We start from the raw sequence: 26,141 nt of genomic DNA on the forward strand, positions 1-26,141 counted from the left end.
CGTGCCATCGGACAGGCGCCGCCTGCGCGCCAGCCCACGTTCGTACGGCACCCGCGCAGGCCTCGCTGCGGCCGCCGCCGCGCTCGCGACCGGCAGCTGGATGATCTACGCGGGTACACGTACCGAGGCCCCGCCCCTGCCAGATGCCGCGCAGGCCGTCGTGCGATCCGTCCAGGTGCCGACGCCGTACGTGACACCGATGGCACCCTCGCCGCCTACGGCCATCCGCATCCCGAGCATCGGCGTCGACGCACCGGTCGTCGGCCTGGAGGCGGACCAGAGCGGGCATCTGCGGACACCGCCGGAGACAGACAACAACCTGGCCGGCTGGTACCAGGACGGCACCCGTCCGGGCAGCACCGGGAACGCCATCATTGCCGGACACGTCGACACCCCGCGGGGGCGGGCCGTCTTCTACGCCCTGGGCGCTGTGCACAAGGGCGACACCATCGCCGTCACACGCGCTGACCGCAGCACGGCGCTGTTCTCCGTGTACGGCATCGAGGTCCACCCGAAGAACGCCTTTCCCGACGAGCTCGTCTACGGCGCCACGCAGCAACCGGAACTGCGCGTCATCACCTGCGGCGGGAGGTACACCAAGGCGACCGGCTACCAGGCGAACGTCGTCGTCTACGCCCGCCTGGCCAAGGCCGTTCCCGCCGGACGCTGACGGGCAGCTGGAACGCATCAGCCGAACCGGGCACACGACGACGATCCCCTGCGCCGCGGGTCGCTGCGGCGGGGCTGCTGCCGGTGGCGGGAATCGGCATGATGCTGAACGCCGGGTAGCCGCTACGCCGTACCGCCATCGCGTCCGCCTCGAACCGCGTCCCCGGCGGTGCGAGGGAGGCGACTGCGCTCAGCGTCCGGGCGGGGAGGCGGTCGCCGGTGGGGGCACCTTCCGCTCGAGCGAAGACGCGACTACGAGCGGCTCCCCCAGCACTCCGAAGCGCACCTGAACTGGGCGCTCATCACCATGATGCCCCGGGGCCTGACCCGTGGAAGCCCCGGCACCGACAACTGGTCGGCTGCTCAGAGGTGATTCCATACGAGCGGACAGCGCCAGAACAGCCGTCGTCGCAACGGCGCCAAGGCCAACGACCGATCGGTGGTCTCGTGGGTTCCGCGCTGTCGCACGAGCTCAACCGGGCTGCGTGACCGAGGACCACACGCCGAACCACTGCTCTGCACCCCACTCCTCGAACCGTTGCACCTCGGTGAACCCCAGCTTGGCCGCGAGGCGCATCGAGCGGTCGTTGGCGATCTGGGTGCAGAGCACCACCGGCTCGCCGGGAAGCGCGTCGGCGAACCAGTCGAGTGCCGCTGCGCACGCCTCGGCGGCATACCCGTGTCCCCACGCCTCCGGCAGGAACATGTAGCCGAGCTCGGCCTCTTCGGCATCCGGACGGACGTGTCCCGGACGCTCTGCACCGCGCCGATCGAGCGTGATCGTGCCGATCATCGCCCCGCCCAGATCGATCACGAAAAGGCCAGGGCGACGCCCGGGCACCTCAGGCACCGCGCGTTCGAGCTCATCACGCGGTCGAGGGCCACCGAGGTAGGTGCGCACCTCTGACGAGGCGAACAGCTCGATGAACGCCACACGGTCCCGGGCCTCGGACTCGCGAAGCACGAGCCGCTCGGTCTTTACCGGGGCTGGTGGCCAGGCGACGGGCCCAAGCTCAGTCATGGCGCGCAACCTATCGCACCCCGCAGGGAAGGAGCCTCAGATCCCGGAACAAAGATCAACCGCTTCCCGAACCGTCGGACTCGAACGTGACCAGGTCAGACTATGAAGAACAAGCAAAGAAGCGCGCGTCAGACGCCCTTCAGCACACGATCAAGTGCCGCCCGGCCTACAGGTCCCCAGTTCGGCTTGCCGCCGGGAAGGCCCCGATCTCCGTTCTGCCCCATGAGCATCAGGAAGAGGCTCTTCACAGCGGCCAGCCCGCGGGCACGCCGGATCGCCGAGTCGTCTGCATGCGCGTACATGTCGAAGAACCGTGAGGCCGTGCCCGCGGGCAGCAGCACCCATGCGGCGGCCAGGTCCCACGCTGGATCGCCGGCGAACATGTCACCGAAGTCGACGATGCCCGAGAGCGTTCCGTCCGAGACGACGACGTTCGCGGGATGGAGGTCGCCGTGCACCCACACTGGCGGGCCCTCCCACGCCTGGGCCGCAACGGCGTCGTCCCAGACGGCCCGGACGTCGGCAGCGATGTCGTCGGGGGCAACGGCCTGGAAGAAGTTCTCGAAGCCGTCCGTGCAGTTCCTGGGATGGGCACCGCGGTCCGTAGCGATCGGCGCGTCGGCGGGCGCCTCCACATGGAGCGCCCGGAGGAAACCCGCCAGCGTGTCGGCCGCGTGGGCACCGCGACTGATCGAGCCGTGGTCCAGTGGCTCGCCGGCAACCCACGTCATCACGGTCCAGTGCTTGGGGAAGCGCTCGGACGGTTCGCCGAACCGCACCGGGGTCGGCACCGGGAGCGGCAGGCGCGGGGCCAGCACGGGCAGCCACCGCCGCTCCTTGAGCTGATGCTCCGGGGAGGGGTCCATGCGCTGCATGCGCACGGCCAACTCGTCCCCGAGGCGCCACATTTGGTTGCCCCAGCCGCCCGCGACCTCGCGGATGGCCAGCCCTGCGAGGTCTGGATGTTGCTCCTGCAGCAGGTCGCGGACCAGGTCTGCGGTGATCTCGATCTCGGTCATGCGAAGTCACAGTACTGAGGCGGCAGGCGGAGCGGCTCTCGCTCCGGAACAGTTCGCTGTGATTCCTCCGGCATCCCCGATTCGGTTTCAGAGAGCTGCGGATCAGAGGCTTTGGGGCGGACCGGCCCCCGTCAGTCCTCTCCCCCACGCATCACGACGGCGCCGGTCTCCGCGCGTCACGTCACGCGAATGCCCTCGCGGTCTTCGAGGGCGCTGATGGCGGTGGCGGTGAGGCGGTGCGTGATGTGGCCTCGCATCAGCCCGGCGGCTTCGGCGGCACGGCCGTGCACGATCAGGGAGACAAGTTGGTGGTGCTCCTGAAGGTCCCTGGTGCGGGGTTCGTCCCCGGGCGGGAGTTCGAGGCCGAGGCGACGATAGCGGTCGGACTTGTCCCACACGTCGTCCAGGAGACGGATGAGGACGTCGTTGTGCGAGGCCCGGTACAGCGCCTGGTGGAAGGCGCGGTGGGCCGTGAGTGCCCCTTCCACCCATTGGCGGGGACGGGGAGGAGCTTGTCGACGGCGGCGCGCATGGTGGCGATGTCGTCGTCGGTGCGTCGCTGGGCGGCGAGTTCCGCGGCGGTGGGGTCCAGGGACAGACGGACCTCGAAGAGCTGGCGGGCCTCCTTCGAGTTCATGACGGAGACCCGGACGTCGCGTTGGGTGTCGACGGTGACGAGTCCCTCGCTGCTGAGGCGGCGGATGGCCTCGCGCAGGGGCGTGATGCTCATGTTGAGGGATTCGGCGAGACCGTACTGGGCGAGCCGTGAACCGGCAGGGAGAGGGCCGAGAGGATCCGATCGCGCAGTTCTGCGTAGGCAAGGTCACTCTCCGGTCGGCAGCCCGCGTTGCTTTCCAGCAGCCCTACGACCGCTCTCTCATCGGCGACCGAACGATGCTTCTCCTACCGGCGGCTCGCTGCGCCTGGTCTGGAGGCGCCGGTCGGCTGTGGCGTCTTACACGGCTCAGCCAGGGACCGCCGATCCATGGATAAACCTTCCTCTCCCGCCCCTGCGCGGGCGCCCCTACGTTCGAGGCCGCGGGCGCTCACCCGGCCCGCCGTACCGAAGGAGCAAGACCCTCATGAAGATGACCGGCAACACAATCCTGATCACGGGCGGAACCTCGGGCATCGGCCTCGGCCTGGCCCTGCGCCTGCACGAGGCCGGCAACAAGGTGATCGTCGCCGGCCGGCGCAAGGAACTCCTCGACGAGATCACGGCCGAGCACCCGGGCATCGACGCGCTCGTCCTCGACGTCGCGGACCCCGACTCGATCGCCCGGGCCCGTGAGACCGTGGCGGCGAGCCACCCGGGGCTGAACGTCCTGGTCAACAACGCCGGCATCATGCTGCTGGAGAACCTCCTCGACCCGGCCGACCTCCGCGTCGCCGAGGATCACGTCGCGACCAATCTGCTCGGCACGATCCGGATGACGTATGCCTTCCTGCCGCTGCTGGTGGGCAAGGACGACGCGGTCGTCGTGAACGTCACCTCCGCGCTGGCGTTCGTACCGTTCCCGATCACGCCGACCTACAGCGCGACCAAGGCCGCGCTGCACTCCTTCTCCGAGAGCCTGCGCATCCAGCTCGCCGGTGCTGACGCCGGCGTCCAGGTGATCGAGGTGGTTCCGCCGGGCGTACGCACGACCCTGCTGGGCCAGCAGGACAGCGACCAGTCCATGCCGTTGGACGACTTCCTCACCGAGACCCTCGACTTGCTGCGCGAGAAGCCCGACGCGAAGGAGCTGGTCGTCGAGCGCGCCAGGTTCATCCGCGACGCGCAGGCCAACGGCTCCTACGACGACGTCCTCGCCATGATCAGCGGCAGCTGACCGACCTGTAGTGACCGACGCGGAACAACAGCACGCGGACGGGTCCTGTAGGGCCACGTCGTCGCACTGGAGGCGACCGGCTCCGTCCTGCGCGCCGAGGGGCACGCGAGCGCCCGTCCGACACGGCGGACATCGTCGTGTCGGCCGGCCGGGCGACGAGGCCCGCGGCCGGTCCCAATCGTTGGGCGTCCTCGACAGGGACCGCCGCGGCGGGCCGTCTTCCCGACCGACGGCCCGCAGCGCACCGCCGGCAGCCGGCGAAATTTACCAGCGGGTCATGCGGGTCATGCGGGTCATGACCATCGGGGCGTCTCGCTGCGAGCGCCATCGGCGTCGGCCGTACGAGCGGCTTCGCGCGGGCTGGACAGCACTGCTCAGCCATGGATCGGCGGTCTCTGGATAGCCGGACGGGATGCGGCGAGGATGGGCGCATGGACAAGAAGGAACTGGCGGAATTCCTGCGTCGCCGGCGTGAGACGCTGCGCCCGCGCGACGTCGGGCTGGTCGAGGGGCCACGCAGGCGTACGCAGGGGCTGCGCCGCGAGGAGGTCGCGCAGCTCGCCGGCATGTCCACCGACTACTACGCCCGGCTGGAACAGCAGCGTGCTCCGCAGCCCTCCGTCCAGATCACCGCGGCTCTCGCCCGGGCACTGCGGCTCACCCTGGACGAACGCGACCATCTCTTCGTCCTCATCGGCCACAACGCCCCAGCCCGTTTCCAGCGTTCCGAACACGTCAGCCCGACGCTGCTACGGGTCCTGGACCGCCTGGACGACTCCCCGGCCCTCGTGCAGACCGACTTGTTCGACACCCTCGCGATGAACCCCTTGGCCGTCGCACTGCTCGGCGACCAGACCCGCCACACCGGTCTGGCCAGTAGCGGCTACTACCGCTGGTTCATGGACCCGGCCGAACGTCTGATGGTTCCCGAGGAGACCCACGAACGCCACGGCCGCGCCCAGGCGGCACGCCTGCGGGCCGCGCTGACAGCCGGCAGCGACACCCCCCGAGCCGCCCGGATCCTCGCCGAACTCCAGGAACACAGCCCCGAGTTCGTCCGCATGTGGGAACTTCAGGAGGTCGCCCAACGCTACGACGACTGCAAGACCATCCTCCATCCCGAACTCGGCCGCATCGACGTCGACGCCCAGCTCCTGTACACCGAGAACCGCGCCCAGACCCTGGTGGTGCTGACCACCCGCCCCGGCACGGAGAGCCACAGCAAACTCGAACTGCTCTCCGTCATCGGACACCAACAGCTCACCCCCTGACGCCCTGGACCTGGGGGGCTCGGCCGAGAGAGGCCGGACAAGGCACCCTGGAATGGTGCAACCCGCACGGCTCTTGCCCTGCGCTCTGCGGCCAGACAGGTGGGACCCCTGTGCTGTCCGGGCTCTGTGGTCGGGCCGCCCATTTGACCGGATGCCGCCTCCGTTTTACTCTCGAATACATACGGAGGCAGCATCCGTTTTGATGCGACCGCAGGATCTCGGCAGGCAGGAGGACGCATGAGCGCCGTTCAACAGCGGGGACGCAAGCCCCGCGCGGACGTGCAGCGCAACCGCGCTGCGCTCCTGGAGACCGCGCAGCGCCACTTCCTGCAGCACGGGGTCGGTACCTCCCTGGAGGCGGTGGCCAAGGAGGCGGGCGTCGGGCCCGGCACCCTGTACCGGCACTTCCCCACCCGGGAGGCGCTGCTGGCGGCCGTGCTGCAGACGCGCTCCGAGGAACTGGTGGCCCGCCAGGCGGACATCGAGCGCCTCGGCGACCCCGCCGAGGCGCTGGAGCAGTGGCTGCGGGCGATGGAGGAGTACTTCAGCGCCTTCAGCGGTCTGCCGGACCCGCTCATGGCCGCGGCCAGGGCGCAGGATCCGGACAACCCGCTCACGATTCCCTGCGACATCCTCATCTCCGCCACCGATCAGTACGTGCGAGCCGCGCAGCTCGCGGGGCGCGTGCGCGCGTCGGTGCGGGGGCACGACCTGTTCCTCGCGGCCTGCTCCGTTGCCTGGATCAAGGGCACGGGTACCGAGGAGGAGTCGCTCGACCGGCTCCGCACGCTCATCGCGAGCGGCTACCGCCAGCAGGACACCCAGGCGTAAACCGCCAGACACCCGGCCCGGCCCCGCCCCCAACGCCAGGCGGACCACCACACGGCCATCACCTCGCGCTGCCCCCAGCGGCGGCACAACCCCTCAAGGGACAAATCATGAAAATTACTGTTATAGGCGCCGGAGCCATCGGCGGGAACCTCGCCGCCAAGCTCAGCACGGCCGGTCACGACGTCCAGGTGGCCGACGCCCGCGGCCCCGGGGCCGTCCGGGCCGAGGTGCTGGAGTCCGGGGCCCGCGCGGTGGAGCTCGCCGACGCCGTCCAGGGCCGGGACGTCATCGTCCTGGCGATCCCGTTCGGGGTGGCGGGCAAGCTGGCGGACCTGTTCGCGTCGGTGCCCGACGAGACGGTGGTCATCGACACCTCGAACTACTACCCCGGCATGCTCAGCGAGCCGATCGAGGCGGTGGACAACGGCCAGGTGGAGAGCGTGTACACCGCCGAGCTGCTCGGCCGCCCCGTGGTCAAGGCGTGGAACGCCGCCCTGGCCGAAACCCAGCGGACCCGGGGCGTCCCGGCCGGAACCCCCGGCCGCATCGCCATCCCCGTCGCCGGCGACACCGACCAGGCGCGTCGCGTGGCCATGCAGCTCGTGGACGACACCGGCTTCGACCCCTACGACGCCGGCACCCTGGCCGACTCCTGGCGCCAGCAGCCGAACAGCCCCGCCTACTGCACTGAACTGACCATCGGCGAACTGCCGGCGGCCCTGGCCGCGGCCGACCGCGCCAAGGACGCTGCCATCCGCGACAGCCTGCCGGAACGCTTGGCCGCCCTCGGCGCCGATCCCACCGTCGACGACGTCGTCGAGATGAACCGCGCCGCCCACCGCTGAGTCACCCGACGCGGCTCTCGTGCGCCCTGGGCGTACACCAGGCCATTCTCGCCACGGCCTTGGCCCGCTCGGGCCCGGACGATTTCGTCAGTGTCTCCCGAAAGCGACACGTCGATCGGATCTTCTTGACGTCGCGACGGGACTGTTCCTCTCATGCCGCAGGGCCGATCACCGTCCCGGATCGCGCATGTCCAGCCGCTTTTTTGGGAGATGCGGGATCCGGCGCGTCCGGGGGTCCGTCCTCAAGCTGGAGCCGCTCGCGGCAGGAGGGTCAGGACAGGAATCCCTCCAGGACGAGGGTCGCCGCGCCGAGGCTGACCGGGTTGCGGTCGATGGGGCCGAGACTGATCTCGGTGCCTTCCCAGGGTTCGGCGAGCGCGTAGCGGGCGGCGGTGGCGCGTACGTGCGGCAGCATGGCGTTTCCCAGACTGTCGGCGACCCAGCCGGTGAGCACGATGATCTGCGGGTTGCACAGGTTGATCAGGTTGGCGATGGCGATGCCGAGGTAGCGGCCGGTCGTGGCGATCACCTGTTGTGCGGTGGGGTCGCCGGCCGCGTGGGCGGTGGCCAGGGCGTTGATGGTCGCCGTCTGGTCGTCGGGGTGCAGGAGCGGACTGTCCGGGTCGGTCTCCGCGAGGTGCTGCATGATGCCGGGAGCGCCCACGTAGGTCTCCACGCATCCGACGCATCCGCGGCGGCAGTTGCGGCCGTCGATGACCAGGTTGGTGTGGCCCCATTCGCCGGCCGTGTTCGTGGCCCCGCGGTAGAGCGCCCCCTGGATGGCCAGGCCCGCGCCGACGCCGGTTCCCAGGGTGAGGACGGCGACGTCGTCGCGGCCGCGTGCGGCACCGAACCACAGTTCGGCGACGGTGCTCGCACGCAACGGGTTGTCGAGGAGGACCGGCACATCAGGGAGCCGGTCGGTGAGCAGGGCCCGCAGCGGCACGTCGTTCCACTTCCAGTTCGGGGCGAAGACGGAGGCCGTGCCGTCCGGCCGTACCTGGCCGGGAATGCTGACGCCGATTCCGAGGATTCTGTCGCGCGGCGTCCGGGCCTGCGCGATCGCGTCGTCGATGCCGCGGACGATGCGGTCCACGACGTAGTCCGGCGGGTTGTCGTGCGGGTGCAGTTCCTGCTCGGCTCTGGCCAGGACCCGCAGCGCGGGATCGAAAATCTCGGCATGGACGTAGGTCTCGGCGATGTCGACGCCGATGAGCCGGGGGCCGTCGGGGTCGGGTGCGAGAAGGTTCCGCGGACGTCCGCCCCCCGAAGCCTGCTGTCCGATCTCGGCCAGGAGCCGCACGTCGTGCAACTCGCTGACGATGTCGGACGCGGTCGCCACCGACAGACCCGTGGCTGCGGCGATGTCACGCCTGACGACGGGTGCCGAGGCGATGAGGTGCCGCATCACAGCGAAACGGTTGGTCCGGCGAATGTCCTGGTAGGTGCGCTTCAACGACGCTGTCCTGTGCTCGGAGGGGGCGGGTGCCTGATCGTATCCGCAGGCGCACGCCACTGAAACTACCCGGCACAGACTTTTTCTGGCTTGTTGACGAAGGGGTGTAGCGCGCATAACCTGCGTCTCGCCCTGCTCGCTGCCACCCCGTCAGCGGTAGGAATTCCCCCCGCGATTGCGTGCCCCCACCCCGCGGGCTTCGCGTCGCGCTCGTACCGGCCGCACTCCGCGGCCGTCCACAGCGTCATCACCCGCCGTCGCGGCCTCGTTCCCAAGGCCCGGACCCACACCCGTTCTTCACAGCAGAGGTGGCCATGTCCCCTGAGCAGAACCCCAGCAGATCGTTCGGCCGCAGATCTTTCCTGCGCGCCTCCGGCACCGTGGCGGCGGCGGGATTCCTCGCCGCGTGCGGCGGGAACACCGGTCGTGGCGGCGGCTCCGCCGGCGGCAAGGCGGCGATCAGCCAGTGGTACCACCAGTACGGCGAGGCGGGCACCCAGCAGGCGGCGCTGCGGTACGCGAAGGCGTACACCAAGGCCGACGTGTCCGTGCAGTGGATCCCCGGTGACTACAACTCGAAACTGGCCAGCGGCCTGGTGTCCAGCAACGGCCCGGATGTCTTCGAGTTCCACCCCGATGTGCAGATGGCCAAGTCCGGGCAGATCGTGCCGCTGGACGACATCATCGCGGACGTGAAGTCCGACTTCACGGAGAAGGATCTGACCGCCAACTCGGTTGACGGCAAGGTCTACGGCATCCGCATGATCGACGACCCGCAGTTCCTGTACTACCGCAAGAGCATGCTCGAGAAGGCCGGCATCGAGCCCCCGACCACCTTCGACGAACTCATAGAGGCCTCCCGCAAGCTCACCGACGGTGGGGTCAAGGGCCTGTACCTCGGCCTGAAGGCCGGCAGCGACATCCTGGTCAATCCCCTGATCTGGGCCACCGGCAGTGAGCTGCTGACCGCCGACCACAAGGTCGCCTTCGACACCCCGGCGACTGTCGAGGGCCTGAAGAAGATGCGCGAGCTCTACACCAGCAAGACGCTGCTGCTCGGCGCCCCCACCGACTGGTGGGACCCGTCGGCGTTCATTCAGGGCCTGACGGCGATGCAGTGGTGCGGTTTGTGGGCGATGCCCGGCATCCAGAAGGCGTTGGGCGACGACTTCGGCATCGTCCCCCTGCCCGGCATCGGCAGCGCCGGCCGCCCGGTGGTCTACAACGGCGGCTGGTCCACGTACGTAAGCGCCAAGGCCAAGGACGTCGACGCGGCCAAGGCGTTCGTGAAGTGGCTGTGGATCGAGCAGACGAAGCTCCAGGAGGACTGGTGCACCTCCTACGGCTTCCACATCCCCCCGCGCAAGAGCCTTGCGGCCAAGGCCACCAAGCTGCAGAGCGGCACCGCCGCCGAAGCGGTGAAGCTCTTCGAGACGAACGGGCACTACGACGACCCGTACTGGACCCAGGGCATGATCACGATTTCCCAGGACATGGTGAACAACGCCGTGGTCAGCGGAAAGAGCCCCGAGTCCGAGGTGGCAAAGGCCCGCACCCGGGTCGAGGCCGAACTCAAGAAGATCGTCTGAGGGGCCCTGACAGGCATGACAACCACCACCACCGGTGGCGCCCGTCCGGGCGCCACCGCGCCACCCGGCCCCGTGGCGAAGGCGAGAGGTGACAGGCACGGGGTGCGAGGCAGCACCCGCACCTTCTGGCTCTTCGCGGGTCCCTTCCTGGCCGGTCTCCTGCTGTTCGTCTACGTGCCGGTCGGCTGGAGCTTCTACCTGAGCCTCTTCCAGGCCCAGAACACGGTCACCCCGACGAAGTTCGTCGGCCTGGACAACTACGCGGACATCCTCACCGAAGGGCCGTTCACCGACAGCCTGTGGACCTTCACGCTCTTCGCGGTGATCGTCGTACCTCTCACCTACGTCCTGGCTCTGGCACTCGCGCTGCTCGTCCACCGCATCCGCGTCGCCCGTGCCTTCTTCCGTTCGGTGTTCTTCATACCCACCGCGTGCTCCTACGTCGTGGCCTCGATGGTGTGGAAGCTGTCGATCTTCAACGGGGTGCGCTTCGGTCTCGCCAACACCGTCCTGGGCTGGTTCGGGATCGACCCCATCGCCTGGATCGGCACCGTCTCCCCGCCCTGGTACTGGCTGGTGCTGGTCACCGTACGGCTCTGGCTCCAGCTGGGCTTCTACATGATCCTTTTCCTGGCCGCCCTGCAGCAGATCCCCAGGGAACTGTACGAAGCGGCCTGGACGGACGGCGCCCGACCGGGGTGGCAGACCTTCCGGCACATCACCCTGCCGCAGCTGCGCACCACCTCGGTCGCCGTGGTGCTGCTCCTGCTGATCGCGGCCTACCAGGCGTTCGACGAGTTCTACAACCTGCTGCCCAACACCCCCTACGCCCGGCCGCCGTTGGTCTACCTCTACTACACGGCCCTCGGGCAGGGGCAGGACTTCGGCCACGGCAGCGCGGGGGCGCTGGTGCTGTCGGGACTCATCACGACGGTGACGCTGCTGCAGGGCAGGATCTTCGGCTTCGGAAAGGCGGACAGCTGATGGCCACCTCCAGCACCCAGGTCCGCGGCCGTCCACGTGCGGTGAGCGGACGGGCCGGCAGCGTCGCCGTCTACACCGGCGCGGTCGTCGCGGCGCTGCTGTTCCTGGTCCCGTTCTATCTGCTGATCCGCAACAGCCTGGCCACCGACGCCGACCTCACCGGGGTGAACTGGACGTTCTTCCCGACCGTGCTGCACTGGGAGAACATCTCCGAGCTGTTCGACGACCCCGCGGTTCCCATGGCGCACAGCATGTGGAACTCGCTCGTCGTCGGGGTGCTCGGCACCGCCGGGCAACTGCTGGTCTGCTCCCTGGCCGGCTACGCGCTGGCCCGTGTCCCGTACCGGCACGCCAACAAGATCTTCTATGCGGTGCTGGCCACCCTCATGATCCCCAGCGCGGTCACCTTCGTGCCCAGCTTCGTCCTCGTGTCGTCACTGGGCTGGGTCTCCAGTCTGCAAGGTCTGATCGTGCCGGGCCTGTTCAGCGGCTTCACCGCCTTCCTCTTCCGGCAGTACTTCCTCGGCTTCCCCAAGGAACTGGAGGAGGCCGCCCGGATCGACGGTCTCGGCAGCTGGGGCACGTACTGGCGGATCGTCGTCCCCAACTCCACCGGCTTCTTCTCGGCGATCGCGGTGATCACGTTCATCACCAACTGGAACGCCTTCCTGTGGCCGCTGGTCATCGGCCAGGACCAGTCCAGCTGGACGGTGCAGGTGGCCCTGTCGACCTTCACCACCGCGCAGACCGTCAACATCCACGAGCTGTTCCTCGCCGCCACCGTGTCCATCCTGCCGCTGGTGCTCGTCTTCCTCTTCCTGCAGCGGTACCTGGTCGAAGGCGTCGCGCACACCGGCATCAAGGGCTGACCGCGGAGCGCCCCGGCAATCGTACGGAACACCACTCTTCGCACCGATCCACCCCGGAGTGACCCATGCCCAACCCCGCCGGCCACCCGCCGCTCGCAGGGGCCATACATCTGGACCCCCACTTCACCGTCGGCGAGGTGAATCCGCGGCTGTTCGGATCCTTCGTCGAGCACCTCGGCCGCTGCGTCTACACCGGCGTCTTCGAACCGGACCACCCGAGCGCCGACGAGGACGGACTGCGCACCGACGTCCTGGCCCTGATCCGGGAACTCGGCGTCACCATGGTCCGCTACCCCGGGGGCAACTTCGTCTCCGGCTACCGCTGGGAAGACGGAGTCGGCCCGGTGGAGCAGCGGCCCCGCCGGCTCGACGGCGCCTGGCGGACCGTCGAGACGAACCGGTTCGGGCTGAACGAGTTCATGCGCTTCGCGGCCAAGGCCGACGTCGAGCCGATGCAGGCCGTCAACCTCGGCACCCGCGGCCTGCAAGAGGCACTCGACCTCCTGGAGTACACCAACCACCCTCGCGGCACGGCCTTCTCCGAGCTGCGCCGCTCGCACGGCGTGGACCAGCCGCACGGCATCCGGCTGTGGTGCCTGGGCAACGAGATGGACGGCCCTTGGCAGCTCGGTCACAAGAACGCCGACGAGTACGGCCGCCTCGCCGCCGTCACCGCCAAGGCCATGCGCGATGTCGACCCCGGTCTGCAACTGGTCGCCTGCGGAAGCTCCAACCGCTCGATGCCGACCTTCGGCGCCTGGGAGGCGACGGTCCTGGAGCACACGTACGACCTCGTCGACTTCATCTCCTGCCACGCCTACTACGAGGAGAGCGACGGCGACGTCGACAGCTTCCTCGCCTCGGCCGCCGACATGGAAGCCTTCATCGACGGGGTGGTCGCCACCGCCGACCACATCGGGGCCAAGCGCCACTCCGGCAAGCGGATCGACCTCTCCTTCGACGAGTGGAACGTCTGGTACCAGAGCCGGCCGGTCAACAACACCGACACCCCGGACTGGAGCGTGGCTCCGCGCCAGCTCGAGGACGTCTACACCGTCACCGACGCCGTCGTGGTCGGCAGCCTGCTGATCACCCTGCTGCGCCACTGCGACCGCGTCACCGCGGCCTGCCTCGCCCAGCTGGTGAACGTCATCGCCCCCATCATGACCGAGCCCGGCGGCCCGGCCTGGCGGCAGACCATCTTCCACCCCTTCGCCGACGCGGCCCGCCACGGCCGCGGCCAGGTGCTCCGGCTCGCCCTGGACAGCCCCGTCCACGACACCGCCCGCTACGGCGAGGTGCCACTGCTGCACGCGACCGCCGTCCGGCGGGAGGACGGGACGCTCACCGTCTTCGCCGTCAACCGGGACACCGCTCGGCCGCTCGAACTCACCGCAGATCTGCGGGCGTTCCGCCCGGTGGCCGGGCAGATGACGCATACTGCTCTCGCCGACCCCGACCGTCACGCGGCCAACACCATCCAGCATCAGGACCGCGTGACGCCGAAGCCGGTGACCGGCACCGTCACGCACGGCGGACGGCTGAGCGCCCTGCTGCCACCGATGTCCTGGAACACCATCACCATCCCGCTCGCCCCCTGAGCGGCCCCAGGGTCCCACCGCTCGCCCCGTACCCCCGCACCATCCCCGGACCTCAACGGAGAGGCGACACCATGCCCGACACCACATCGCACCGCACACCGCCACCGCGCACCCGGTGGCGGACCACCTTCGCCACGCTCCTGACCCTGCTCGGCGGCCTCGCCGCCCTGCTCGTACCCGTCACGCAGGCACAAGCGGCCTCGGTGACGTTCACGACGGGTGCCGACCGGACCGACCAGAACGGCAACGCGCTCCAGCTGCACGGCCTCGGCATCATCAAGGTGGGCAGCACCTGGTACGGCTTCGGCGAGGACAAGACCGGCAGGGCGTCGGGGGACACGTCCTTCCAGGACATCCCCTGCTACACCTCGACCGACCTGGCGAACTGGACCTACCAGCGTCAGGCCCTGTCCCTGCAGGCCAGCGGTGACCTGGGGCCCAGCCGCATCGTGGAGCGGCCGAAGGTCATCTACAACGCGTCGACCAGCACGTACGTGATGTACATGCACATCGACAGCACCAACTACGCCGACGCCAGAGTCGGCGTGGCCACCAGCAGCACCCCGTGCGGTCCCTACAGCTACCGGGGAAGCTTCCGCCCGATGGGCAACCTCAGCCGTGACATCGGCCTGTTCCAGGACACCGACGGCACCGGCTACCTGCTGAGCGAGGACCGCAACAACGGCCTGCGCATCTACAAGCTGTCCGCCGACTACCTCTCCGTGGACAGCGCGGTGGCGGTGCTGGGCAGCGGCGGCAGCAGCGGCAGCGTCGAGTCGCCCGCCATGGTGAAGATCAACGGCATGTACTACATGTTCGGCTCCCACCTGACGGGCTGGAGCCTGAACGACAACATCTACGCCACCGCCACCTCGCTGAGCGGCCCGTGGTCGGCGTTCCGCGACTTCGCCGCCCCCGGCACCCACACCTACGGCAGTCAGACCGCGAACGTCATCACGGTCCAGGGCACTTCCGGCACCACGTACATCTACGCCGGTGACCGCTGGGACACCTCCAACCTGGGCGCGTCGAAGCTGATCTGGCTGCCGCTGACCATCCGGGGCACGACGGTGAACCTCGGTCAGTACCCGACCTGGTCCCTCGACGTGGGCGCGGGCACGTGGACGGCCGGCAGCGGGATCCCGTCGGAGGGGGTCCACACCCTGAAGAACGTCAGCAGTTCGATGCTGATGGACGTCTCCGGCGGCTCCACCGCGACCGGCGCCAAGATCATCCAGTGGCCGTCCACCGGCGCTACGAACCAGCAGTGGACCCTCACGCGGGTGGCGGACAACATCTACACGCTCAAGAGCGTGAAGAGCGGGCTGTGCCTGGACGTCCCGGGCAAGTCGGCCGCCACGGGCGTCCAGTTGCAGCAGTGGACCTGCAACGGCGGGACCAACCAGCAGTGGGCCCTCGACCTGACCGGCAGCTACACCGGCAGCAACTACATGCTGGTCGGCGTCGGCAGCGGCCTGAACATCGGGGTCGCGGGCTCGACCACCCAGGGAGCGGCGGTGGACCAGGAGCTCGGTGGCAGCGCGAGCGCCAACACCGAGACCTGGACCATCTCCTGAACGGGCGCCCCGGCGGCTCTCAGGGAGCGGGCCGCCGGGGCACGCCCCATACCGAAGTCACCTCACGGGGGCCGGCGCGGACCGGGACGTTGTCCGCTCGCCACAGCGGCAAGGTCCTCGACAGCCTGGGCGACTCCGCCCAGGGCACCCAGCTCGTCCAGTGGCAGGACACGGGCGGCGAGGGCCAGCGGTGGAAACTCGTCGACGTGGATGGCGCCCACTACCGGCTCGTCAACGTCCGCAACGGCGGTGCGCGGACGTCGCAGACGGCTCCACGAGCGACAACGGCCGCGTCATCCAGTGGCCCGCCGGTACCGGCACCAACCAGCAGTGGCAGCTCGACGCCCTGTGACGGAACGGTGCGGTGCGGAATTCCCCGGCCGCGCCGAGGCCCATCGCACGCCCTCGGTCCGGGCGCGGAGGGCGTACTCGGCAACGACCTTGGCGTGCAGATCGGGTCGAGGGTGTCGTCATCGACAGCCCTCAGGGCGGCGCCCGTAACGGTCGTGCGGCGTCGGCGCGTTGGCGGCCAGGGCGCCGCCCAGGTCTCCCGTTCTGATTGCCTCGCGCTACCCTCCCCCGGGTCTGTGAGGGAGCTCGAACGGCTCGGCGTAACAAGAGGCCACCGCAGGGCGGGCTCGCACCACCAACAGCAACGAGTGATCAACGCGATGGGTGTTGACCCTCGACAGCACTGGATTTTGCCGGCCTTGCGAGCTCTGCCTCCGAGGTCGGAAGTGCATCACCATCACCGACGGAACCCGCGCCCGTCGTGTCAGCTCGGCTTGAGGATGATCGCCTGGCCGCCCGCGGAAGCCATCGCCACGTCCAGCGTGGTGGCCGAGGTGACCGTCCGGGTGCTGACCACGACCGGCGTCTGGTAGGGGCTGGTGCCCGGGGTGCCGTCGGCGTAGACGGTCGCCGTGTACGTTCCGCTGCCCAGGAACGTCAGCGGAAGCGACAGGGTCCGGGACGTCTCGTTGGTCATCGCCCCGATGTACCAGGTGTCGCCGTGGCGGCGGGCGACGGCGACGTACTGGCCGATCGATCCGGCCAGGGTGCGGCTCTGGTCCCAGGTGGTGGGGATGGCGTCGAACCATGGCAGCCCCGGCCAGTTGGACGTGTTGGCGAACTTGGACGGCGAGTCGTACCAGTACAGGAAGTTCAGCGGCTGGTAGAAGACCGCCGCCATGGCCATCTGGTGGACGTTGGTGGTCCGGTCCCGCGACTGGCCGTAGCAGATGGTGTAGTCCATCGGCCCGCCGATGTTGCGGGCGAACGGCAGGGTCACGTTGTGGCTCGCGGTCGGGAAGCGCTCGTTGCCGCGCACGCCCTCCATGGTGATCCAGTTCGGGTACGTCCGTTCGTAGCCGAACGGCCGCACGTCGTCGTGCATGTCGATCAGCAGCTTGTACTTGGCCGCCGTCCTGACCCAGTTCGTGATCTGGTTCGTCATCGCCTGGGTGCCGTCGTTGATGAACCCGAGCTTGACGCCCACGGCGCCCCAGCTCTTGTAGAGGCCGAACAGGCTGTCGGGGTTGCCCGCCGCTCTGCGGTCGACGTAGAGGATGACGCCGATGCCCTTGCTCGTGGCGTAGGAGATGACCGAGGACAGGTCGATCTCCGGTATCGGCTTCGTCGCGTCGGTGCTGTGGTCGGCGTCGCCGTACCATCCGCCGTCGTACTCGATGTACTGCAGGCCGCGAGCCACGGCGAAGTCGACGCCCGCCATCCCGGCGGCGGTGGTCAGCTGTACACGGAAGGCCTTGCCGGGCTTGATCCACGAGGTGTCGGCCAACGCGTTCGCGGGGGCCAGGTTGAGCACCAGCTCGGCGTTGTCGACCAGTTCGGCGTGGGTGGAGCCGGTCACTATCGCCCGCCAGGGCGTGGCGAACGGCGTGGTGACCGTCGAGGTCGTCTGGACCGTGTCCGAACCGCGGGCGGTGTGCTCCATCAGGTAGGCGGCGAGGGTGCCCGGCTGCCCGGAGACGGAGCTGAGCATCAGCCGCGGGAAGTTGAGACGGGAGGATTCGCAGATGCAGGCGATCAGGCTGCCGCCGGCATAGGTGGCGGTCAGCGGCAGGTCGGTCAGCGGGCCGTTGTCCGTGGTCGAGGTGCCCGTGGAGGGGATCGAGCCGGGCGCGACCGGGTTGTAGGGGTCCTCGTCACGCGCGCTGTAGACCAGGGTGCTGTCGGGGAAGACGAACGTGCTCAGCTCGTCGGCGATGGTGGCGGTCCCCTTGTCGAGCAGCACGTACCGGAAGGCGACGCCCGTCGGGTAGGCGCGGATCTGGACGCTGAAGTTGATCAGCGAAGCGGTGTCCTGGAGGTTCCAGCGCATCTCCTGGTACCGGTCGCGGACGCTCGCGTTGCGGCCGTACACCGGAGTCCAGGTGTTGTCGATGGTCCAGTGCTGGTAGTTGGTGATCACAGTGCCGGCGGCGCCGAGCACCGTCCCGTCGCTCAGCTTGAGGCCGAGAGCCGAAGTGCCGGCCACCGGCGCGCCTCTTCGCTTCGCCGACCAGCTGAGCGCGCCCGAAGTCAGCGACATCGTGATGGTGTTGCTGCCGTCGGGGGCCGTCGCGGTGATCGAGCTGTCGGCCGCCGCGGCCGTCCCGGCGGCGCCGGCACCCAGCGCCGCGGCTCCCATGGTGACGGCGGCGCCCTTGAGGAGTCCACGCCGCGAGAGCCGTCCCGGGGCGCCGGTCGACGGCTGTTCAGGTGTGGCCTGGTTCGCTGGATCTGCCATGACTCGTACACCTCTCCATTGCATGCATTTCGATGGGAACTCAAACAAACAAGGCCCGACGTCCCTGGTCGCAGGCGCAGTTGGGCGGGCCCGGGGGTTCGGTCCTCAAGCTGGAGCCGCTCGCGGCAGGAGTGTCAGGACAGGAATCCCTCCAGGACGAGGGTCGCCGCGCCGAGGCTGACCGGGTTGCGGTCGATGGGGCAGAGACTGATCTCGGTGCCTTCCCAGGGTTCGGCGAGCGCGTAGCGGGCGGCGGTGGCGCGTACGTGCGGCAGCATGGCGTTTCCCAGACTGTCGGCGACCCAGCCGGTGAGCACGATGATCTGCGGGTTGCACAGGTTGATCAGGTTGGCGATGGCGATGCCGAGGTAGCGGCCGGTCGTGGCGATCACCTGTTGTGCGGCGGGGTCGCCGGCCGCGTGGGCGCTGTCGCGCCCGACGGCGGGCGCCAGGCGATGAGATGCTGCATCACTGCGAAACGGTTGGTCCGGCGAATGTCCTGGTACGTCCGGTTCAACGACGCCGTCCTGTACTCGATGCGGTTGGGGCGCCTGATCGTATCCACGGGGTGTGCGCCGTTGGAACTGCCGTGCACAGACTTTTTCTGGCTTGTTGACGAAGGGGTGTAGCGCGCATAACCTGCGTCTCGCTCTGCTCGCCGCTACCCCGTGGAAGACGGGACGCTCACCGTCTTCGCCGTCAACCGGGACACCGCGCGGCCGCTCGAACTCACCGCCGGCCTGCGGGCGTTCAGCCCGGTGGCCGGGCAGGTGACGCGTAGTGCTCTGGCCGACCCCAATTCGCGCCGCCTGGCAGCAGCAGACCGGGCAGGCCGGGCACAGTGCCTGCCGAGCACGTCGGCACCGTCATCGGCGGCGACCAGGCCGCCGCGCAGGCCGCCGTGCCGCGCCCGGAACTGACCGCAGCACAAGCGCGCCATCGCCGGTCCCGGCAGGCGACACGCCGTCCGCGGTATCGATCAGTGATCAGCCGTCACACGCAACAGGTTCACTCCCTCGGGGAGATCCACACCTGATTCATGACACACCCAGCTCACCGTTGTCTCAGGGACTGGGCGCGCGGCGCTGCGGCCCAGTCCCTGAGACCGGCGCTGCTCGGCTACGGCAGGGTCCATTTCTGGTTGGTGCCGTTGTTGCAGCTCCAGATGGTCAGCTGGGTGAGGTTGGCGGTGGTGCCGCCGGGGACGTCCAGGCAGCGTCCGGACTGCATGCTGCGCAGGCTGCCGTCAGCCTGCTGAGTCCACTTCTGGTTGTCTCCTCCGTTGCAGGTCCAGACGTCGACGAGGGCGCCGTTGGTCACGCCCTGCTTTACGACATCCAGGCATTTTCCGCCGATGGTCAGGGTGCCGTCGGTGTTGTAGGTCCAGGTCTGTGACCCTGGCTTCTGGTTGCAGTCGTAGAGCTGCACCGCGGTGCCGTTGGTGGTGTTGCCTGCGTTGAGGTCGAGGCACTTGCCGGAGATGCCGGAGGGAACGGCGCCGGAACGGGTGGGGGTCGGGTTGCTCCCCGGGGTGACGGAGAAGTTGTCGAACTGCTGCGTCTGGTATCCGCCCCCGTTCACGCTACCGGTGGAGTCCACGGTGCCCAGTCCGGCGCGGCCGTGGGTGTAGCTGTTGTCCGTGACACTGCCCAGAGCCGTGCCGTCGAGTGTGGCACTGATGGTCGGCCCTTGCATCGTCAGTGAGACGGTGTGCCACCGGTTGGTGCCCAGTGCCGTCGTTGAGCCGCTGGCGAGGGTCGTGAACGCCCATGTGTTGTTGCTGCTGACATCAGACTTGACGATCGACCACGCGCCGGTGCTGCTCACCCGCAGGTGGTACGCCTGCAGTCCGTTGTCGTTCCGACCTTGCATGCCGACGCGGCCCAGCAACTCCACAGCTCCGGACTGCTCCAGCATCGTGTCCGCCGTGACGGTGTAGTTGCCCCATGAGTCGTCGCCCATGAAGGTGTACGGGGCGTAGTAGTTCTCGTTGGTCCAGCGGACGGGAGCCGCTGGTGCCATCTGGCGGAGGCAGGTGCCGGTGCGCCCCGCGCCGCAGGCCACAGTCGTGAAGGCGCCGTTCATGTCGGTGAAGTACCGCGGGGACGTGGTGGTCGCCGGGGTCTCGAAGTTGTTGGAGTACGGCAGGCTCAGCGGGGCTGCCGAGGGCGAGGTGGCGGTTCCCTTGCCCTGCCCGGTCGTTGTGGTGACCGAGTACACGTAGCCGGGCTGCAGGGTCAGCGTGTAGCTGCCACCGGAGGGGGTGACGTCGGTGGTGTGCACGAAGTGGTCGCTGTCGTTGGGCGACTTGAGATTGGTGCCCCAGATGTGGACCTGTCCGGTGGACAGGCCGCCCGTGACGTGAACGGTCAGGGTCTGCGCGGCCGTGGCGTCCACCGTCTCGACGACGGTGCTGTAGTCACTGTGGTTCGGCGACTTCAGTGTCACGTAGCTGCCGTTGGCCTGAGCGCCGCCCAGGTAACCACTGGCCGAGTCCTGGTACTGCCAGCCGATCTGCGCGAACTGGGACGTGTGTGCGAGGACCCAGGCCGTCTGGGCGATGCTGTAGTGGCCCGACCAGGGCTGGTTGGCGACGGCCAGCCCGTTGAAGGCGAAGTAGGTGTTGGGATAGAGGGCGGCGACGAGCGGCCAGTTGTAGTAGGCCGTCATGCGGCCGTCGATGTAGTCCCGGTTGATGGCCCTTGCGACCGACGTCGCACCGGCCTCGGCGTCCTCTGACCCGTTCTCGCTCGCCCACAGCGGTTTGCCGAGGTTCTGCGCGGTGCTGTTGCTCGGGCAGTTCTTGAAGTCGGCCTTGTTGCCGATGGCCCCGCCGTTGCTGTAGCCGCAGGGGTAGTGGACGCCCACGATGTCCACCGCGTTCTTGAACGTTAGGTCGCCGGCCATCGCGTCGGCCACCGACCAGTTGTCGTCGGCCGCGACCAGCTTGGTGGCACCGTAGCCTTTGGAGACCAGGGCGGACTTGAGGTTCTCGTACCAAGTCGTGTTGTAGCCGCGCTCGTTCCAGCCGCCCAGGTAGTCGATGTTCAGCTTGTGCTGGGCTGCGCAGCCCAGCCAGTCCGTCAGGTAGTTGATCGCGTTGGGGCTGGTGAAGAAGGTGTTGCTGCCGCCGCCGACCCAGCCGGGCGCGCCCCAGGCGAGCCCGTAGAGTTTGATGTCGGGGTTGCGGGTCTTGGCCTGCTCCGCGAGCCACCACTCGTAGCCCTGGTTGCAGTCGACCACGCCCTGGGTGTGTTCGTGGCTGGCCTCGGCGCCGTCAGTGGTGTTGGTGTCGCCGCCAATTTCGATCTTGAGGGACTGGAGCGAGGCGCCGTAGCCGGGCTTGAACAGGTAGTCGAGGATCTGGCTGCGCTGCGGCTCTGGATAGTCGATCAGCAGCCGGGTGTTGCCGCCGCCGCCGGAGATCGCGCCCACACCGTCGAAGGTCCGGCCCGTGCCGGAGCCGTCGACGGTGATCGAGGTCGCGGTGGCCGCCTGTGCCGCCGGCGCCGACCAGTTCACCAGCGCGGCGGCGACGAGGAAGAGGACGGCCGGGAGTGATGTCCGTCTTGGAAGTCTCCGGGTGATCGGGGATCTGAGGTTCATGTCGCCTCCGAGGACGCTGGGTCATCAACTGAGAAAAGGTACGAACGGATCCAGCCGCGGAAGCCCGAACACCTCCTACGGACAGCGGCGTACGCCATTACGGCGCGAGTGCAGTACGCAGACTCCAGGCACTCCCGGTCGTGGGGCCATCACTCAGGCTGAGCCTTCGTAGGGCCTGCGACTTTTTGTTCGGCCTCGTTTAGTCGTGTTATTTCGCGTTGCAGAGTGTGTAGCCACTGGCGATTGCCGTCAAGGGTTTCGGGTGAGACTGCGCTCCCGGCCCGCGGCTGCCCCACGCGAGTGACCGCTCTCGCTGAGCAGGTGGCGGCCGTGATGAGCAAATGACGAAAGCTGACGCGCACTCAAGCACGTCACCCTCAGCCCCGGACGGCAGGGCAAGCCGATCAGCTCGGCGGCTGGTTGGACCGGGGTTCGCCGACTCTGCATGGGGCATGGGGCATCGACGCCGACCTCGTCGACTTCTGGTCCGTTCTGGTGCCGTTGAGGGTCTTCTGGACGGTCGGCCTGCAGCCCGGCCCTTGTCTTGCCGTCACGGCTTCAGCGCGGCGACGGTGTGCGGGCCCCGTGGCCGGTGACTCGGTCAGCGCACGTGGACGGTCCTGGCCGGCGTGGTGATATCCGCGTAGGGATGGCCGCCGTGCGGTCCGTCGACGCCGTAGAGGACGCCGCGGAACTGCAGGACGCCGCAGTGGCGGGCCTTGATCTTCACGTCCAGCGTGGCCTCATCGGCCGCGCCTTCCACGATCCGGCCGCAGGCGACGGTGTGCCACGCGCCGTGCGTCCCCGCGCGTTCTTGAGCGCAGAACTGTGGGCAGGGGTACACCCTCCAGCGCGGCGACGTGCAGGTCCGTGTCACCGCGCTGCCGGGCCGGCACGCCGGACACCCCGCGCTGCGCGGCCTGCTGCCCCCGGTGATGGGCAGCATGCTGGAGTTCGGTCCCGTGTCAGGACCGCCTCGTCTGCGGCTGTACGTCTCGGGCGACACGCTGGTGTACGACGGCCTGGACGAGATCGCCCGGCGTTTCCCGGCCGCCGATCTGGCCGTGCTGCACCTGGGCGGCACACGCCTGCCCGGCGGCTTCGTCGTGACCATGGACGGCGCCCAGGGGGCGGAACTCGCCCGGCGCCTCGACCCCCGGCTGATCCTCCCCGTCCACTACCACGATTACACGGTGATGCGCTCCCCGCTCGCCGCGTTCGTCGCCGAGATCGACGCCGCCGGGCTCGGCGAGCGCCTCGTCCACTGCCGTCATGGGCAGCGCGCGCGGATAGCCGCAGCGCCGGGTGCCGCTCCGAGGGTCTACTGAGCGGCGTCGTCCCCGCCCTACTGCGTGCCACGACGCGCAGACTGAGATCTCACAGGAGACCGGCGGGCCCTGATGGGGCTGATGACGCCGGTGCCCTGGCGCACGATGAAGGCAGGGACCTCGGCCGTTTCGCCCGGGTCGACCCTCCGGTGCGGTCGGTTCCACACCGACCAAGCACTGCCTGGTACGCGTCACCACCACGGTGGCGGTGGCTCGGAGTCCGGCGGCCGATCGGCTGACCCCTGGGAACCAGCCCGGCCGGACAGCGCCGCCCGCGCCCACCCTGCGCCACCGCATGACATGCGCACTACGCCATCCGGCCCCATCCTGAGAAGCGGCGCCATCGGCTCCACAGGCCGACCATCCCCCGGGAGGTCCTGTGACCCTGCTTGCTCTGCTCGTGCCCGCCCTGATGATGGCATTCCTCCTTGCCATGGACGCGCTGGAGGACCTCCTCTTCCCCCGCCCGAAAGCGGCAGACGACGAGAGAACTCAAGCCGACGGCGGGCAGCACGCACGTTCTCCTGACAGCGGCACGGCAGACCGGCTGAAGAACCGGGCTGGTGGTGCCTGACAGAGATCGAGGCCGCGGCCCAGCCAGGAGTGCCCGCGGACGGGCGCGTCGTTGTGACCGGCACGATGGGTACACGTGCCGGTCCGGGGTCGCGTCGGCGACGACGACGCCGGCCTCGTCGCCGGTCCACGGAAGGGAGCGGTTCATGCCGAGGACCATCACCATCGCGGAACAGACGGTCGAGGAACTGGGCGGCCGGCAGAGCATCCTGGCCAGGCAGCGCCGCGACCATGTCGCCATGGACCGGCTCATGGACGAGTACCGGGCCCTTGGCGACGGGAAGGACCGTGAGCGGGTTTTGAAGGAGATCGTCCTTCATCGGACCGTAGGCGCCGAGATGGATCAAGGGACGCCACCGCATCCCGACGGCGTTGGCCGGCGCGTCGACTTGGGTGGCCGTGGCGATGCGCCGCTCAGCCGCCCTTTCCTACCGGCACCTTGATGCGGCAAGGATTTGCGTGTGATCAGCTCGTCGTCCACGGCGGTCTCCATGACGGCCTTGAGGAGCCGGTATGCCGTGGCCGTCATCGTCGGCAGCAGCTGCCCGCAGGCGCACGGATGACACGGGCCGTTCCGTCCGGTGCCCCGTACGCGGAGAGGGGGCACCGAACGGAACTACGCCGTCCGTGAGGCGGGCACCGCTCAGGAGGTGAGCAGCGCGAGGTTCACCGTGTTGGCCATGGCCTGCATGCCCGCGCTGTTGGGGTGCAGATGGTCGCCGCTGTCGTAGGCGGGGAGCAGCTGCGCAGGGTTGGCCGGGTCCCGGAGCGCCGCGTCGAAGTCGATCACCGCGTCGAACGCGCCGCTGGTGCGGATCCAGTCGTTTACCTGGGCTCGGATGGCGGCCTTGGCTGCGGTCTGCGTGGAGTTCGGCAGGATCGTCCCACCGATGATTCGGACACCGGCCTGGTGGGCCTGGTTGATCATGGTCTGGTAGCCGGCGATGATCTGGTCGGCGGTGACGGTGGTGGTGTTGATGTCGTTGATGCCCTCCAGCAGGATGACGTCCTTCACGCCCGGCTGGGTCAGGACGTCGTGGGAGAACCGGGTCTTGGCCGCGATGCCCTGCGGCGCGGACGGGCTGTCGGTGACCACGCGGTTGCCGCCGATGCCCGCATCGGCCACGCCGAGGCGCTGACCGCCGGACTCGGCCTGCAGCCTTCGGGCGAGGTAGTCGGGCCAGCGCTGGTTGGCGTTGTCGGTGGCGCTGGAGCCGTCGGTGATGGAGTCGCCGATGGCCACGACGGTTCCCTTGGCCGTGGGTGACACGACGTCGAGTCCGGCGACGTAGAACCAGCGGGCCGTGGTGGTGGCGAAGTTCGTCGCGGCCTCCTCGGCGGCGTGGTTGCCGGTGCCCGCGGCGGACAGGTAGGAGGTCTGGTGGGCGTCGTTGTGGTAGGTGGAGGCGCCGGTGGTGCCCGGGAGGTAGACGCTCACCAGCAGGTTCTGCTCCGCGACGACCGGCATCGGGATGACGTCGCTGGTCAGTTCCTGCCCGGCGGGGATGGTCGGCGTGGCCGAACGGCCGAAGGTGACGGTACGCGTGGTGCCGGCGACCGCGGTGGCGCCGCTGGACTGGACCGCCACCGTGACGGCGCCGACCGAGAGGGCGGTCGTGCTGCGCAGGTTGGACAGCCGGATGCGCAGCCCCGCGCCGGATGTGTTGTTGTGGATGACCATCCGGATGGTCTGCGCGTTGAAGGTCTGGCCGCCGCTGACCATGCTCGGGCCCCAGGTCGCCGAGCGCGGGCGCTCGGTCAGGCTCCACTGCTGGTTGGTCGTGTTCTTGCAGGTCCACTGGATGATCGCGTGGTCCTCCGCGGTGGAGTTGTCGGAGACGTCCAGGCACAGGCCGCTGCGGGCGGAGACGATCGCCGAACCGTTGAAGGTCCAGTTCTGGTTGCTGGCGCCGGTGCAGGGCCACTGGATGATCGGGGCACCCGCGTTCACGGAGCCGCTCTGGACGTCCATGCACTTGCCGCTGTTGATGTTGACCAGCGAGAAGGTGCCGTCGCCGTGGTCGACCGCCTCCCACAGCTGGCCGGGGCCGCCGGAGGCGGTCTTCTGCACGACCGCCGCCGCGTTGGCCAGGGAGTCCGACAGCACGGCGGCGTTCTTGCCGCTGTGCGCCGCCGTCAGCGCGTAGACGTGGCCGCCCTGCGGCGCGCCCGCGGCCGAGGCGTCTCCCGCCGGGACGAGGGCGAGTCCGACGGCGGCCAGACAGGTGGCGGATGCCGTGGCCGTGAGTTTGGCGGCGAGTCTTCGGGAGGTGTGCATGTGCGGCCCTTCGTTGCTGGGTGGGGACGTGCGGCTCTTCCGC

The 26,141-nt window shown here is 69.0% G+C and carries 21 protein-coding genes and 2 pseudogenes; 14 read left to right on the top strand and 9 right to left on the bottom strand.

Going from position 1 to position 26,141, the window contains the following annotated elements:
* Position 1 precedes the first annotated feature (1 nt).
* The gene (locus ACIBK3_RS15185) at positions 2-670 is read left to right on the top strand and encodes a class F sortase (RefSeq protein WP_399365663.1); all 669 of its coding nucleotides are present in this window, start codon (positions 2-4) and stop codon (positions 668-670) included.
* A 471-nt stretch (positions 671-1,141) separates the two neighbouring features.
* On the opposite strand, the gene ACIBK3_RS15190 is transcribed toward ACIBK3_RS15185, so the two are convergent.
* From ACIBK3_RS15190 to ACIBK3_RS15200, 3 genes and pseudogenes are all read right to left on the bottom strand, one after another.
* Positions 1,142-1,690, bottom strand: a complete 549-nt coding sequence (locus ACIBK3_RS15190; protein WP_399365665.1) for a GNAT family N-acetyltransferase — start codon at positions 1,688-1,690, stop codon at positions 1,142-1,144.
* A 128-nt stretch (positions 1,691-1,818) separates the two neighbouring features.
* On the bottom strand, positions 1,819-2,709 hold the full coding sequence (locus ACIBK3_RS15195; RefSeq protein WP_399365667.1) for an aminoglycoside phosphotransferase family protein: 891 nt from the start codon (positions 2,707-2,709) through the stop codon (positions 1,819-1,821).
* 176 nt (positions 2,710-2,885) lie between these two features.
* Positions 2,886-3,484, bottom strand: a pseudogene (locus ACIBK3_RS15200) (GntR family transcriptional regulator); the annotation flags it as partial.
* A gap of 313 nt (positions 3,485-3,797) precedes the next feature.
* Here ACIBK3_RS15200 and ACIBK3_RS15205 point away from each other — a divergent pair.
* From ACIBK3_RS15205 to ACIBK3_RS15220, 4 genes are all read left to right on the top strand, one after another.
* Positions 3,798-4,541: an SDR family oxidoreductase gene (locus ACIBK3_RS15205; protein ID WP_399365669.1), complete on the top strand. Its 744-nt coding sequence runs from the start codon at positions 3,798-3,800 to the stop codon at positions 4,539-4,541.
* A gap of 431 nt (positions 4,542-4,972) precedes the next feature.
* The gene (locus ACIBK3_RS15210) at positions 4,973-5,812 is read left to right on the top strand and encodes a helix-turn-helix transcriptional regulator (protein WP_399365671.1); all 840 of its coding nucleotides are present in this window, start codon (positions 4,973-4,975) and stop codon (positions 5,810-5,812) included.
* A gap of 237 nt (positions 5,813-6,049) precedes the next feature.
* Positions 6,050-6,643: a TetR/AcrR family transcriptional regulator gene (locus tag ACIBK3_RS15215; protein ID WP_399365673.1), complete on the top strand. Its 594-nt coding sequence runs from the start codon at positions 6,050-6,052 to the stop codon at positions 6,641-6,643.
* 107 nt (positions 6,644-6,750) lie between these two features.
* Positions 6,751-7,488, top strand: coding sequence for an NADPH-dependent F420 reductase (locus tag ACIBK3_RS15220; RefSeq protein ID WP_399365675.1), 738 nt, complete (start codon positions 6,751-6,753; stop codon positions 7,486-7,488).
* Positions 7,489-7,759: 271 nt separating this feature from the next.
* Here ACIBK3_RS15220 and ACIBK3_RS15225 read toward each other — a convergent pair whose 3' ends face one another.
* Positions 7,760-8,944, bottom strand: coding sequence for an ROK family protein (locus ACIBK3_RS15225; protein ID WP_399365677.1), 1,185 nt, complete (start codon positions 8,942-8,944; stop codon positions 7,760-7,762).
* A 314-nt stretch (positions 8,945-9,258) separates the two neighbouring features.
* Here ACIBK3_RS15225 and ACIBK3_RS15230 point away from each other — a divergent pair, with 314 nt between their 5' ends.
* The 6 genes from ACIBK3_RS15230 (at position 9,259) to ACIBK3_RS15255 (ending at position 16,448) form a co-directional block, all read left to right on the top strand.
* Positions 9,259-10,533 (top strand): ABC transporter substrate-binding protein, encoded by a 1,275-nt coding sequence (locus tag ACIBK3_RS15230; RefSeq protein WP_399365679.1) that lies wholly within the window; start codon positions 9,259-9,261, stop codon positions 10,531-10,533.
* Positions 10,534-10,548: 15 nt separating this feature from the next.
* The gene (locus ACIBK3_RS15235) at positions 10,549-11,517 is read left to right on the top strand and encodes a carbohydrate ABC transporter permease (protein ID WP_399365681.1); all 969 of its coding nucleotides are present in this window, start codon (positions 10,549-10,551) and stop codon (positions 11,515-11,517) included.
* Positions 11,517-12,386, top strand: coding sequence for a carbohydrate ABC transporter permease (locus ACIBK3_RS15240; protein ID WP_399365683.1), 870 nt, complete (start codon positions 11,517-11,519; stop codon positions 12,384-12,386). Before ACIBK3_RS15235 ends, ACIBK3_RS15240 begins: the two co-directional genes overlap by 1 nt.
* 65 nt (positions 12,387-12,451) lie before the next feature.
* Entirely contained in the window at positions 12,452-13,987 is a 1,536-nt protein-coding gene (locus ACIBK3_RS15245; protein WP_399365685.1) for an alpha-N-arabinofuranosidase, read from the top strand.
* Positions 13,988-14,058: 71 nt separating this feature from the next.
* Positions 14,059-15,564 (top strand): RICIN domain-containing protein, encoded by a 1,506-nt coding sequence (locus tag ACIBK3_RS15250; RefSeq protein ID WP_399365687.1) that lies wholly within the window; start codon positions 14,059-14,061, stop codon positions 15,562-15,564.
* An 89-nt stretch (positions 15,565-15,653) separates the two neighbouring features.
* Positions 15,654-16,448 carry an RICIN domain-containing protein gene (locus tag ACIBK3_RS15255; RefSeq protein ID WP_399365689.1) on the top strand — a complete coding sequence of 265 codons (795 nt, stop codon included), beginning with the start codon at positions 15,654-15,656 and terminating at the stop codon, positions 16,446-16,448.
* Here the strand turns inward: ACIBK3_RS15255 and ACIBK3_RS15260 are convergent.
* The 4 genes from ACIBK3_RS15260 to ACIBK3_RS15275 form a co-directional block, all read right to left on the bottom strand.
* Positions 16,340-18,313 carry a glycoside hydrolase family 97 catalytic domain-containing protein gene (locus ACIBK3_RS15260; RefSeq protein ID WP_399365691.1) on the bottom strand — a complete coding sequence of 658 codons (1,974 nt, stop codon included), beginning with the start codon at positions 18,311-18,313 and terminating at the stop codon, positions 16,340-16,342. The genes ACIBK3_RS15255 and ACIBK3_RS15260 overlap by 109 nt on opposite strands.
* 134 nt (positions 18,314-18,447) lie before the next feature.
* The gene (locus tag ACIBK3_RS15265; protein WP_399366805.1) at positions 18,448-19,155 is read right to left on the bottom strand and encodes an ROK family protein; all 708 of its coding nucleotides are present in this window, start codon (positions 19,153-19,155) and stop codon (positions 18,448-18,450) included.
* Between the two features lie 277 nt (positions 19,156-19,432).
* Positions 19,433-21,919, bottom strand: coding sequence for a ricin-type beta-trefoil lectin domain protein (locus ACIBK3_RS15270; protein ID WP_399365692.1), 2,487 nt, complete (start codon positions 21,917-21,919; stop codon positions 19,433-19,435).
* 601 nt (positions 21,920-22,520) lie between these two features.
* The gene (locus tag ACIBK3_RS15275; RefSeq protein WP_399365694.1) at positions 22,521-22,682 is read right to left on the bottom strand and encodes a hypothetical protein; all 162 of its coding nucleotides are present in this window, start codon (positions 22,680-22,682) and stop codon (positions 22,521-22,523) included.
* A gap of 70 nt (positions 22,683-22,752) precedes the next feature.
* Between ACIBK3_RS15275 and ACIBK3_RS15280 the strand changes: the two are divergent.
* The 3 genes and pseudogenes from ACIBK3_RS15280 to ACIBK3_RS15290 form a co-directional block, all read left to right on the top strand.
* A pseudogene (locus tag ACIBK3_RS15280) lies at positions 22,753-23,247 on the top strand (MBL fold metallo-hydrolase); the annotation flags it as partial.
* A gap of 379 nt (positions 23,248-23,626) precedes the next feature.
* Positions 23,627-23,821 carry a hypothetical protein gene (locus tag ACIBK3_RS15285; RefSeq protein WP_399365696.1) on the top strand — a complete coding sequence of 65 codons (195 nt, stop codon included), beginning with the start codon at positions 23,627-23,629 and terminating at the stop codon, positions 23,819-23,821.
* A 145-nt stretch (positions 23,822-23,966) separates the two neighbouring features.
* Positions 23,967-24,263 (top strand): hypothetical protein, encoded by a 297-nt coding sequence (locus ACIBK3_RS15290; protein WP_399365698.1) that lies wholly within the window; start codon positions 23,967-23,969, stop codon positions 24,261-24,263.
* A 200-nt stretch (positions 24,264-24,463) separates the two neighbouring features.
* On the opposite strand, the gene ACIBK3_RS15295 is transcribed toward ACIBK3_RS15290, so the two are convergent.
* On the bottom strand, positions 24,464-26,098 hold the full coding sequence (locus ACIBK3_RS15295; RefSeq protein WP_399365699.1) for a GDSL-type esterase/lipase family protein: 1,635 nt from the start codon (positions 26,096-26,098) through the stop codon (positions 24,464-24,466).
* Positions 26,099-26,141 lie beyond the last annotated feature (43 nt).

It is taken from the genome of Streptomyces sp. NPDC050287 (assembly GCF_044459385.1).
GTDB lineage: Bacteria > Actinomycetota > Actinomycetes > Streptomycetales > Streptomycetaceae > Streptomyces.